This window comes from Bacillus sp. cl96, assembly GCF_900100505.1.
GTDB lineage: Bacteria > Bacillota > Bacilli > Bacillales > Bacillaceae_G > Bacillus_A > Bacillus_A cereus.
Genome location: NZ_FNDM01000032.1, coordinates 1 through 11,604, shown reverse-complemented (window position 1 = coordinate 11,604; position 11,604 = coordinate 1). Strand labels below are relative to the sequence as shown.

The window sequence follows — 11,604 nt, the reverse complement described above, 5'->3', positions numbered from 1 at the left end:
GGGGATATTTTTATTGATTTAGATGGATTTTATTGCTATTATTATGAGAAGAAAATGAAGTGTTTTCTATTATCATGCGCCCATAGCTCAGTCGGATAGAGCGGTGGTTTCCGGTACCACGTCTTATATGACAAAGGAAACCAAATGTGCTTTAGGGTGCGGTATAAAGCTGTTTGTCGGAGTTTTTAACGCTTAACTTGAGCGGGAACAAACCGCAAACGTCCTACGTAGGCATTAGCGAATTATTGTCGCATAGTAAAAAGGTGCTACGTGTAACCAAATGAAGATAATGATAGTACATATGCGGAGAGCTTCCGTCTGAAATTCGTTTCAGATAGGGGGCTCTTTTTTTATTATGTCTAAAAGTATACGAGTAGTAAAAAGACGAAGAGAAGTAGTTGATTTTATTGGTACTGCGGAAGCACTAGACACAGAAGCGGCGATAGCGATTGCTGCGCAGGCATTTCGGGCAGAGGGATTTAGAAAGCGTACTATAGATGATTACAGCAAGCTCTTTCGTTATTTCATGCGAGAATTGAACATTGAGAAAGTCGAGATCATTACGGCGGCACATGTACAAATGTATATTAATAAGCTGCTTAATCGAGAGTTAGCACCTGCCACTGTAAATATTCGCATATCGGCGTTGAAGTCGGTCTTTAAGCGATTGAATGAGCAGGGCTACATTAAAAGCAATCCCGCTGTAGACTTTGTAAAGTTACGTACCGATGAAGCGCCGATTTTTACGCTAAATCATAATCAGATAAAGCGCATTTTTCGTGTGGTAGATAAGACGACCTATGCAGGCTATAGAGATTACTGCGCCATGCTGCTTATGTTGCACTGCGGGTTGCGTGTAAACGAAGTAAATCAGCTAGAGGCTAACGATATAGATTTTGATAACCTTACGATTATGTTAGCAGGCGCTAAGAATAAGAACCGTAAAACTAGAGCTGTACCTATGACGAAGAAGGTAGCGGAAGAGCTACGAATGCTTATAGGGGTCCTACCAACAAAAAGCGCAAAACATACGCTAGGCAAAATTTAACATGACGAAACTGTTGAGTGACAATAAAGTTCTTTCCTTACCAATAAAGTTGTTTACTAATCGGTTTGTTTTATTACAATAAAGTCGTTTGCTTTTACCATAAGGTTGATAAATCAACTGTTTGAACGCATAAAAGTAAACAACTATTTTTATGCATTTGGCGAAAATCTAAAAAAATGGGGTTGCCAGCAAGATTTCTTCAGGAGGCTCTCTTGTGCTAAACAGCCAGGCCAAGTACCTTATTTCACGATAACGGTTGATCAATTCCAGCACTTCTCCGACTTTGTTTTCCTTCATCAATCTCTCGCTGAACAAAATGGCAGAGATTTGTCCCAAGTTTAAGCGTTGTTGTGATGTACTGTACAAATCATTTGCCGCCTCCGTAAACGAGGAACCTTCGCCTTTGCCCACCCAAACCGGGGGCTGCTCCGCTTTTTGCTGTCCCTCCAGCTTGGCCACTGTCGAGAAATCAAGCAATTGCACATACAAGGTGTATTGGCCATCGACATAGTCTATTCCAACAGCCGTAGCATAGTTCATGTTTTGCACTTCATATCTGCTCCAGCAACCGGTAAGGGTGAGAAGAAGGAAAAGTGCAACCATACTTTTATATCTCCTCATTTATGCCTGTCCCCTTGCCTTGTAGAATCTCGTGTCTTCAACATGTCCGGTCGAGTGTTTCGCCATGGCCAAGGTAATCGAAACAAAGCGTTGGCCAAGTCTTTAAATGGAGGTGATATTGGGGCCAAGTAAGGCAAGCCGCATGAACGCAATGAGGCTAAATGGCTGAGCACAATAAATAATCCAAGAAAGAAGCCATAAATGCCAAGCGTGGCAGACAGAATGAAAAGAAAAAAGCGTAAGGTACTAATCGTTCCAGCCAATGATAGGCTCGATAAAGTTGAACCAAAGATTTGTGTAATTGCTCCGATGACAACGATACCTGGGGATAAGGATCCAGCACGAATGGCCGCATCCCCCAGGATAAGTCCTCCTACAACCGTTACCGTGGAGCCGACCGCAGAAGGCAATCGGATACCAGCTTCCCGCAGGATTTCTAAGAAGAGAAGTGCAATAAACATTTCAACTGCCACATCAAAAGGGATTCCCAACCGGTTAATCCCCAAAGTGGCAAGTAGATAATAGGGCAGCTGATCTTGATGATAGGAAAGAATGGCAACAAAAAATGCAGGAAGCAGTAGCGATACGGACAAGCCAAGTAAACGAAGCGTTTGACCAAATGTAGCTGCCAAAGCAGTAAAGTGGATATCTTCGGGTGCTTTCACAAGCAAAAATAAATTGGCAGGCGCAATCAACGCAGCCGGTGTACCATCCACAATCAACGCTACACGCCCATTGAGCATACAGTTCACGGTAAAGTCTGCTCTGCCTGTATACCCCATCAAAGGAAACAATGCTTTTGTCGGTTCCATTAATTCTTCTAGCTGAGTGGCGCTAAACGCTCCGTCAATGTGAAGATCATCTAATTTATTCTTTACATCTTGAACAATCTTAGGATCAACAATGTCACGCATGTAAAGAATTGCAACGGTTGTTTTCGTGCGAACGCCTACTTTTTTCGTTTCATAAACCATGCTGGTTGATTTGATTCGTTTCCGAATTAACGCCACATTGACTCCCACTTCTTCCACAAATCCATCCTTTGGCCCCCGTACCGAAAGCATTCGCATCATCTGTACGTTCTTTCAAGCTGCGCGTAATATCTGCTGTTCTACTCATTTTAATTTGCAGGCCTTCATAATGGTTTTCCAAGAGATTTCGGATGCTACGGGAAATATTTAAGGTAATTTCTTTTTCCTGCATCCCATTGCCAATAGCTCCTGGGTCCATTCTCCCGTGACCAGGATCTAAATATAATTTAAACATTTTACACCACCTCGTACAAATAAAATATGATCGAAGAGTAACGGAGGTATAGGAATTCGTCTGAGATACATATAAAAATAGGTGATGATAGGCATTACATTTCATTGAATCAGATGATTTATTTTAAAGCTAAGAAATTTTCCAAATACGAGACCATATGTATGAGCAGCAATTAATGTTCCATATTTTTCGTGGGTCAGGCAAACTCTTGTTCATCTAGACAGTAGGCTGATTGATTATTGATGCTTCTTTCTTAACAAAACACCTAAGTGATTCTCTGTGCATATACTGTATCATTACTACAGGATTATGATTAAATACAACTCAATCCATACATAAAATAATCAAGGAGAGGTTAATTTTGAAAATTCCAAAGACAGCCAAAGTTAGTATCCCCTTTCCATCCGTATGGGGGATTGATGCTTCTATTGCGGGGAGATCCATTATTAGAGGTATACTTACCATTGATTCCATTGTAGACAACAAAGTAGTAGGTACAGTTAATTTTCGTGGTATACCTATTCCGATTAATGGGTATTGGGACGAAAGCGCTAAACAAATAAGTTTCGATTCACCATATGCCTCCTTTTTTGGCAACTTGACAATAATTGATGAGACCGCTATAAGCATTCGGCATTTCATTTTAAGTGGACGGTTTATAATGAAACCTCCCTCTTTGCTGGCTGGTGAATACGGAAATTGGATTGCTACAACCTTTACACCCCGTTTGGGACCTCCCATATATACTAATGTTTTACCACCTGCTGGTGCCTTTTCAGTCTCAAGTATGCTCTTGGGACAGCAATTGTTTTAATTAGACCATGACTTTATAAAAACAACCTTCCTTTGTGACTAAGGTTGTTTTTTAAAAGTGTTCTCGAAAAATACAGCCTTGCTTTAAATCTGAGTTTAGCGTATATCTCCGTTAAAATGTACTCGGAACCCTTTGATGATCGTGCCTAGTTAGATAAACAAATATTGATACTTCCTTATAGAAATAGCCTGCTTGGTTAGGTACGTTGTTTCACAATCCCCGGAAATTTTTAATATAAGTAATGAATGCTTATTTTTTTCCTTCCGATAGCTTTCTATATAAAGAAGCTCTAGATACATTTGTAATTTCACAAATTTGATTTACAGTCATATTTCCTTCTTTATATAGCTTTACTGCATAATTCATTCCTGCGTGATTTTTATGATATTTCTTTAACCGTCCTTTAAACTTCCCTTCTTTCTTTGCGAGCTCAATTCCTTCACGCTGACGCATACGAATAAGGTCTCGCTCTAATTGGTTAACACCAGCCATTACCGTAATTAAGAATTGGCTATATGGATTATCTTCTGATAAATCTAGCCATGTATCCTTAAGTGATTTTAAGCTTGCCTTTTTATTTCGTATTAAATCAATCAATTCAAATAAATCTTGCGTACTTCGAGTGATCCGAGTTAAATCTGTAACATAAATAATGTCACCTTCCTGTAAATCCTCTAACATTTTTTGAAGTTGTTCACGATCTTTTGTGGCTCCTGAAATTTTTTCTTCATAAATAATATCCATTCCAATTTCGTTCAATTGCCGAAATTGCCTTGAAGGATTTTGGCTAGTCGAACTGACGCGTACATAACCGATTTTCTGCAAAATTTCACCTCGTTTTTGAGACAAGTCTTATGAGACACTCTTAACTATGATTTTATCAGTCTACTATGTCAATTTAGGAGTTATTTTGCACCTATTTTAAGCGCTATTTTGCACTATGAGTAAATATAAAAAGCCCAATTTCTCATTAAAATTGAGAAATTAGGCTTTTTTCGTTGCTCCATTAAAGCGCCCTTTTCTGGAACAACAACATTTTCATTTAATGCTTTTTCATCCACTCTGATTTATTCAATATATAGTGATTATATAATTCATTTTCTATCGTTTGTTGACTCAGATAAGTAAATCCGCATTTTTCAATAACTTTATTTGATGAAACGTTGTTAATTAAAGCTACTGCGTTAATGACATCTAAATTTGTATTTGTAAACAAATAGTTAATCAATCCTTTAGACGCTTTAGTAGCGTATCCTTTCTTTTGAAATTCACTTGAAATGGCATACATAATTTCTCTATTCGGTGAAGGTAGCTCATCTTTAATGCCTGTACAGCACCAACCAATAAATTCATCTGTTTCCTTAATAAATACCCCTAGTTTTAAAAAATGACCATCTATGTTTGATGTATTTACAGCGGCATCAAGAAAGGCTTTATTTGCTGGTATTTCATAATTGGTAACCCAATCTACCCTTTGTTCTTTTGTTGATTTCCAGTCTGGCAAGAACTTAAATATTTCGGGTTGATTTGAAATTCTGTATATACTATCTGCATCTTTAATGGAAAACTCTTGGATATATATATATCCGCAATCTATTCTAAATAATCTTTCTGATATTTTATGCTTCATAACTCTACCCCTTATAAGTCATATTTTCATTACTTCTTTTAGTGAGCAATCTTATTCCATTTAAACTCCCTTTTCCTTAATGATAATTATCTCAAAATTTAATTATTTATACAATCACTTATTCCAGAATATGGACCGATTGCGGAACAAAATTAAAAAAGCGCTTTTTATCAAAAAAGCAGCCTGCCAATATTTCTTAAACCCAATATTTGTTCCAAAACTCGTCCTTTTCTGAACACGCTTCTTTTTGATTTAAAAGAAGCGTGTTTTATTGTCTTATATGTAATAAAACTCTGTTCATTATTCTATGTTCAATAACCAATGTGTTTCTATCTTATGTTACAATGGTAATAGAGTAAAAATTAGAAAGAGTGATAATTGGTGTTAATTGGATATGCACGTGTATCTACAGGATTACAAAATTTAGATTTACAAACAGATGCACTAACTCAATATGGTTGTAAGAAGATTTTTCACGATAAAATGAGTGGAACAAAAAAACAACGTCCTGGTTTAGAGGAAGCAATTCATTATGCACGTGAAGGCGATACAATTGTAGTTTGGCGATTGGATCGTCTAGGACGCAACATGCAAGATTTGATCCAAATTGTGAATAACTTAAATAAACGTGGTATTGGTTTTCATAGTCTTCAAGAAAACCTAACAATGGATAAAAGTAATGCAACAGGACAATTGATGTTTCACTTATTCGCAGCTTTTGCTGAATTTGAACGTAATTTAATAGAAGAAAGATCGGCTGCCGGTCGAGCGGCAGCTAGAGCAAGAGGAAGGCTCGGTGGCAGACCAGAAAAGTTTGGATTGAAAGACATAGAAATGATGAAATCCCTAATTGAAAGTGGTACACCTATCAAAGATGTCGCAGAAAAATGGGGTGTATCTCGTACTACAATTTATCGCTATTTAGAAAGACAATAAATCGGAAAGGTGGTTATTAATGCAAAATGAACATCCTCCATTAACGGCTTATTCAGAAGAACAACGTCGAGAAGCAATGGTAAAGTATAAAATCATTGCGCCTTATCTTACCGATGAGAAAACATTAACTGTTATTATAAAAGAAACCGGTATTGCCAAAAGAACGCTGCAATACTGGATTCAGGACTATAAACAAAATGGATTAAAAGGTTTAATTCGAAAAACAAGAAGTGATGCCGGCAAAACACATTTAGAGCCAGAAGTTGTCGTGTCGATCGAACAATTGATATTGAAGTACAAAAGGAATTCATTAACGTCTATTCATCGGATGATTTGTGAGCAATGTCAGAAAAAAGGCTGGGAAAAACCAAGTTATTATCAAGTGCATAAGGTATCACAGTCCCTTTTGCCAAGCCTGAAGAAGTTAGCGCATGATGGCCAAAAAGCATACAACAATCAATATGATTTAATTCATCGAAGAGAGGCAAGCTACCCCAATGAAATTTGGCAAGCAGACCATACCCCATTAGACATTATAGTTTTAAATGAAAAAGGAAAACCAGAAAGACCTTGGCTAACAATCATTTTAGATGATTATAGCCGAGCAGTCGCTGGATATTTCTTAACTTTTGAAAATCCCTCTGCTATACATACATCTTTGGTCTTACACCAAGCAATATGGAAAAAAAGCAATCCCGATTGGAAAATATGTGGGATTCCTGAAATATTTTATACAGACCATGGGAGTGACTTTACATCCAACCATTTAGAGCAAGTAGCAGTTGATTTAAAAATTAATCTAGTTTTTTCTACAGTTGGTGTTCCAAGAGGGCGTGGGAAAATAGAGAGATTCTTTTTAACCATTAATCAATTGTTTCTGCAAGATTTACCCGGTTATTTGGGAAATCAGACTAGCACTTCACTTCTTACCATTAAAGAATTAGATGAAAAATTATCAAATTTCATTATAAGTAACTATCACCATAGGGTTCACAGTACAACAAAAAAAGAACCGATACAGGCGTGGAATAATTCTGGATTTCTTCCCAATATGCCTGAGAGTTTGGAAAGTCTTGATTTATTATTGCTAAATGTAGCGAAACCAAGGAAGGTTCATTCTGACGGGATTCACTTCCAAGGACTTAGATATATAGACACAAATCTAGCTGCATACATTGGAGAAACTGTCATTATTCGTTATAATCCAAGAGACATTGCGGAGATTCGAGTGTTTTATCAAGATAAATACTTATGTACGGCTATTTCCCCTGAAATCTCCGATTATACAGTAGATTTAAAAGAGATTGTTTCAGCACGAAATAAAATACGGAGAAGTCTAAAAAAGCAACTCGATTCTGGAAAAACTGTTGTAGAAGAAATTGCCTTGTCAAAGAAAAAGGATCTAGAGAACAAAATAAATGAACCTACCAAAAAGTCAAAGTCAAAGTTAAAGAGGTATTTCAATGAATAAAGGTCAAAAATTTATTGAAACAAAAGAATATAAGCGATTTGCCGAGTTTTGTGATGCATGTATCAAATATAAATATATAGGCATTTGTTATGGATTACCGGGTGTAGGAAAAACATTGTCCTCAAGGTATTATGCAAATTGGGATTCCATTGAAAAACAAATAGCTTATAAAACAGCAAATGAAATTGGCCAAGATGCAGATGAAAAAATACTTGAGGCTAGGACAATTTTTTATACAGCTCCAGCTGTACGAGCCACTAAAATGACTGACGAGATTCATACTATTGGAATTAGAATGAACATGGTAAGAACTATGTATAAAGTACTTACTAAGGGAGAAGAAGAAAAGTACTCCACTGACGCTTATGAAGATATCGACCTGATTATTGTTGATGAAATAGATCGCCTAAAAGTACAAAATTTAGAACAACTTAGGGATATCTACGATCGAAATGATATAGCGATGATATTAATTGGAATGCTTGGCATTGAAAAGCGATTAGCTCGATACCCTCAACTCTACTCTAGAATTGGATTTGCCCATGAATTTGATAAACTTAGTAAAGATGAAACCCATCATATTTTGGAATATAAATGGAGAGAGTTAGGACTTTCTATAAAGCTTGAGGACTTTTCCGATTATGAGGCAATAACTAGCATAATAAAGATTACTGGAGGGAACTTTAGGCTCATACAGAGACTGTTCACTCAAATTGAAAGAATACTCGAAATTAATAAGCTTGAAACAATAACAACAGAAGTTGTTGAAGCCGCACGAGATAGTTTAGTAATCGGAATCAAGTAAATAAAAACGCTATCGTTTTATATGATGATAGCGTTTTTATATTTACTTATAATGCAAAATATTACTTAAAACAAGCGCAAAATAACTCCAAAAGTGACAACATCTTGATTGCATGTTCAAAACTTTTAAGTAATGAACATGGCATTAAGTCAATTACTGAATAAAGTTTGGTATAATCTTCTAGGGGAGGTGAGGAAATTGCCTAGAGATATTTTAACAGATGCGGGTGTATCAAAAGTGCCATATAAAAACGCACAAGGAAAAATGATAGAAATAACACATGTGCAAGTTACTTATTATGAGTTAAAAAAAGATGATAGAAAACGTTTTATAACATTACCAATTGACAAAGCGAATGAATTCGCAAATCAAAAAGGTATTAATGGTCCATATGTTTCTGCAAGTTATGACAAAGAGGAAGCAAAAAAAAGCGGATTGATTAAAGAATAAAAATATATTTAGTAGGAGTGAATGAGAAAATGAGAAACGCAATATCAATTATTAGTACTGCAAAAGAACATGTGGAATACATAAAAGAATTATTAAAAGCACAGGAGAATAACGAGAAAAAAACAGAAGAAATCATTTTAAGTACCAATCAAAGTTATGAAAAAGACAGACTAGGTAAAGTGCGCACCTCAAACCACGAAAAATATCCTCAATTCCTATTTTGTGAAGTTAGTGAAAATAAAGAAAAACGAATAATCGCTGTTGCTGATTTTATTAATTTAACTGATAAAGAAGTTACAAAAGATAACAAAGATAAATATAATTTGATATTAAGAAACTTACGAAAAGTAGATAAATCAAGTGTCCTTGATTGTGCCGTAGGGGATATGGTGGATAATAACAATACAAGTATTCCTCTAAAAGACCTTATGGATAATGCCTGTAACGGGACAACTAGATTTTACATAACATGGCCTGAATATTGATATCCGAGCCATTATGCTTCATATTACAACGAAAACATTGATGAAGAACAAACTCAATGGATAAAAACATTTATAATACCAACAACAAAAAGCGCAAGAATAAACAATCAAATGTTTTTCTTGCGCTTTTCACCTTATTCTTAACTACATTACTTTTCAAGACAACAATCTACTATTTCCCCAATTGTAAATATACTTCGATTCCGGAAAGCATCAGTGGTAATCACTTCTCTTGTATATTGATCAATTTTTATTACCGTTACCATTTCATGGTGAATATATCCCTGCCGATAATAGCTTATATGTATTTCTTCTTCTCTACATAAAGATTGGTTTAAAATCCGCCCTATTTCTTCTAATTGTTGTTGATCCAGGAGTGGTTTTTTGATTTTGTTTTGTTCCTGGATAATCTCACGAATCCCCTGAAACTGCTCCGGTAAACTGGAAAACGGCATCCACTTGACCATCTTCCGTCCCTTTGGCATTTGAGAATTTATCATGCTTTATGGCCCCCTAACAACATATTTCTTTCTCTAGCTGTACTTTCATTACAATAGGATATTCCCCTTAATATGCTGTTCTTACCGAATTTTGACCTAATATCATCCATGACATATGCTAATTTCATTTCTTTTTCTCTTCTTTCTACATTATCAAACAACGAAAGTTGTTCTTCTCCATCTTTAATTAAGTTAGTCAAAGATACCGATATACTTCGAATCGGCTCACCTGTATACAATCTATGTAAATAACCCATACAAACTTCATAAATATCCATCGTCAAACAAGTGGGACGCGGAAAGGTACAGGTTTTTCTAATCCCACCACTATAAGTTCCGCTATAACTAACAGAAAATTGTATCGTTTGCGCTAATTTCTTTTCTCTTCTTAATCGATAACAAACTTCTTCAATATGCTCTAATAAAACAATTTGTATTTCTTCAATTGAATAATCACGCATTAAGATTTGACTTTTACCAATTGATTTTGATTCTGTCACATGTTTTTCTGCAATTTTACTAAAGTCAATCCCGTGACTATGCAAATGCATATCCTCACCGATTATTCCAAAAGATTGTTTTAAATACTTCAAAGGATAATGAGCTAAATCACCAATTGTATAAATCCCCTTCTTATTCAATTTTGCTTCAGTTTTCGTTGATATCCCCCAAAATTCATTTAACGGACGTATTGGCCATATCTTCTCCGGCACATCTTCATAACTCCAATACGCAATCCCCGTTTCATTCCTCTTAGCTTCACGATCCATAGCTACCTTTGCCATGAGCGGGTTTGGTCCAATACCAACTGTACACTCAATCCTCGTCTTCTCATATACTTCTCTCTTAAATTTCATCGCAAATTCAATCGGATTATTTGCAAACAAATGCAATGTACTTGTCATATCAAGAAATTGCTCATCTATAGAGTAAGTATGTAAATCCTCTGGCGCTACATATTGCAACGCTAACTTAGTAATGTAATTTGAGCATTTTATATACGTTTCCATCTGTGGATTCACTATAATAATATCTGGTCTTTTGGGAATTTCGTATAATCTACTTAGTTTTCCAACACCTAATTTCTTCAAAGGTGGCGTAGCTGCCAATACAACCGAACCACTCCGCTTTACATCTCCAACCACGGCTAACTTTGTATATTTCGGGTCTAATCCCCTTTTGATACAACTCACCGAGGCATAAAAAGACCTAAAATCAACGCACATCACAATACGATTTGGCAAAATGGAATAGTCATACATGTAAAATCCCTCTAAAACTAAAAGAACGTTTGTTCTTATTATACACGAACTAACGTTCTTTATGTCATATTTTTTTATAAAAAAAGAGCCTACAAAAGACTCTTTTTTAAACAAATGAAATTATTATATGTATGTTCAATCCCACTATATAGTTTTGAATTTTCGCTTTTAATAATATCTCCACTAACTACTTCACAACTATTTTAAATTTTGTACCATCAGGTAATTTCCCAACTTTACTTCCTACATAAGAACCTGCACCACGATTGTCAGCTGGTTTTATGTATCGAATATCTGCGCCAGCTCCACCCTCGGA

At 35.9% G+C, this 11,604-nt stretch carries 14 protein-coding genes and 1 pseudogene; 7 read left to right on the top strand and 8 right to left on the bottom strand.

From position 1 onward, the window contains the following. Positions 1-355: 355 nt before the first annotated feature. Complete coding sequence (locus tag BLT20_RS29345; protein ID WP_000045537.1) at positions 356-1,048, top strand: tyrosine-type recombinase/integrase; 693 nt, start codon at positions 356-358, stop codon at positions 1,046-1,048. A gap of 168 nt (positions 1,049-1,216) precedes the next feature. Here BLT20_RS29345 and BLT20_RS29340 read toward each other — a convergent pair whose 3' ends face one another. The 3 genes from BLT20_RS29340 to BLT20_RS29330 are packed head-to-tail and all read right to left on the bottom strand — an operon-like array spanning position 1,217 to position 2,935. Further along, positions 1,217-1,669 carry a Ger(x)C family spore germination protein gene (locus tag BLT20_RS29340; protein WP_232485806.1) on the bottom strand — a complete coding sequence of 151 codons (453 nt, stop codon included), beginning with the start codon at positions 1,667-1,669 and terminating at the stop codon, positions 1,217-1,219. Further along, positions 1,666-2,700, bottom strand: coding sequence for a spore germination protein (locus BLT20_RS29335; RefSeq protein WP_226809528.1), 1,035 nt, complete (start codon positions 2,698-2,700; stop codon positions 1,666-1,668). The genes BLT20_RS29340 and BLT20_RS29335 overlap by 4 nt, the downstream gene beginning before the upstream one ends. Beyond that, on the bottom strand, positions 2,633-2,935 hold the full coding sequence (locus tag BLT20_RS29330; RefSeq protein WP_002073809.1) for an N-acetylmuramoyl-L-alanine amidase family protein: 303 nt from the start codon (positions 2,933-2,935) through the stop codon (positions 2,633-2,635). Before BLT20_RS29330 ends, BLT20_RS29335 begins: the two co-directional genes overlap by 68 nt. 361 nt (positions 2,936-3,296) lie before the next feature. Here BLT20_RS29330 and BLT20_RS29325 point away from each other — a divergent pair, with 361 nt between their 5' ends. Continuing rightward, entirely contained in the window at positions 3,297-3,749 is a 453-nt protein-coding gene (locus BLT20_RS29325; RefSeq protein ID WP_073340388.1) for a hypothetical protein, read from the top strand. A gap of 249 nt (positions 3,750-3,998) precedes the next feature. Here the strand turns inward: BLT20_RS29325 and BLT20_RS29320 are convergent, their stop codons facing one another. Both BLT20_RS29320 and BLT20_RS29315 read right to left on the bottom strand, forming a co-directional pair. Continuing rightward, positions 3,999-4,574 carry a recombinase family protein gene (locus BLT20_RS29320; protein ID WP_001169292.1) on the bottom strand — a complete coding sequence of 192 codons (576 nt, stop codon included), beginning with the start codon at positions 4,572-4,574 and terminating at the stop codon, positions 3,999-4,001. 217 nt (positions 4,575-4,791) lie between these two features. After that, complete coding sequence (locus tag BLT20_RS29315; protein WP_000680909.1) at positions 4,792-5,379, bottom strand: GNAT family N-acetyltransferase; 588 nt, start codon at positions 5,377-5,379, stop codon at positions 4,792-4,794. Between the two features lie 381 nt (positions 5,380-5,760). Between BLT20_RS29315 and BLT20_RS29310 the strand changes: the two genes are divergently transcribed. From BLT20_RS29310 to BLT20_RS29290, 5 genes are all read left to right on the top strand, one after another. After that, complete coding sequence (locus BLT20_RS29310; protein WP_000904909.1) at positions 5,761-6,315, top strand: recombinase family protein; 555 nt, start codon at positions 5,761-5,763, stop codon at positions 6,313-6,315. A gap of 19 nt (positions 6,316-6,334) precedes the next feature. Beyond that, positions 6,335-7,786, top strand: a complete 1,452-nt coding sequence (locus tag BLT20_RS29305) for a Mu transposase C-terminal domain-containing protein (RefSeq protein ID WP_001178744.1) — start codon at positions 6,335-6,337, stop codon at positions 7,784-7,786. Further along, positions 7,779-8,591: an AAA family ATPase gene (locus BLT20_RS29300; RefSeq protein WP_001032574.1), complete on the top strand. Its 813-nt coding sequence runs from the start codon at positions 7,779-7,781 to the stop codon at positions 8,589-8,591. Before BLT20_RS29305 ends, BLT20_RS29300 begins: the two co-directional genes overlap by 8 nt. A gap of 198 nt (positions 8,592-8,789) precedes the next feature. Continuing rightward, positions 8,790-9,041 carry a hypothetical protein gene (locus tag BLT20_RS29295; RefSeq protein WP_061112708.1) on the top strand — a complete coding sequence of 84 codons (252 nt, stop codon included), beginning with the start codon at positions 8,790-8,792 and terminating at the stop codon, positions 9,039-9,041. Positions 9,042-9,070: 29 nt separating this feature from the next. Continuing rightward, positions 9,071-9,526 carry a hypothetical protein gene (locus tag BLT20_RS29290; RefSeq protein ID WP_061685405.1) on the top strand — a complete coding sequence of 152 codons (456 nt, stop codon included), beginning with the start codon at positions 9,071-9,073 and terminating at the stop codon, positions 9,524-9,526. A gap of 149 nt (positions 9,527-9,675) precedes the next feature. Here the strand turns inward: BLT20_RS29290 and BLT20_RS29285 are convergent, their stop codons facing one another. From BLT20_RS29285 to BLT20_RS31230, 3 genes and pseudogenes are all read right to left on the bottom strand, one after another. Next, entirely contained in the window at positions 9,676-10,026 is a 351-nt protein-coding gene (locus BLT20_RS29285) for a YolD-like family protein (RefSeq protein WP_061685403.1), read from the bottom strand. Continuing rightward, positions 10,023-11,288, bottom strand: coding sequence for a Y-family DNA polymerase (locus BLT20_RS29280; protein ID WP_061112705.1), 1,266 nt, complete (start codon positions 11,286-11,288; stop codon positions 10,023-10,025). The genes BLT20_RS29285 and BLT20_RS29280 overlap by 4 nt, the downstream gene beginning before the upstream one ends. 187 nt (positions 11,289-11,475) lie before the next feature. Continuing rightward, a pseudogene (locus tag BLT20_RS31230) lies at positions 11,476-11,604 on the bottom strand (sporulation protein); the annotation flags it as partial.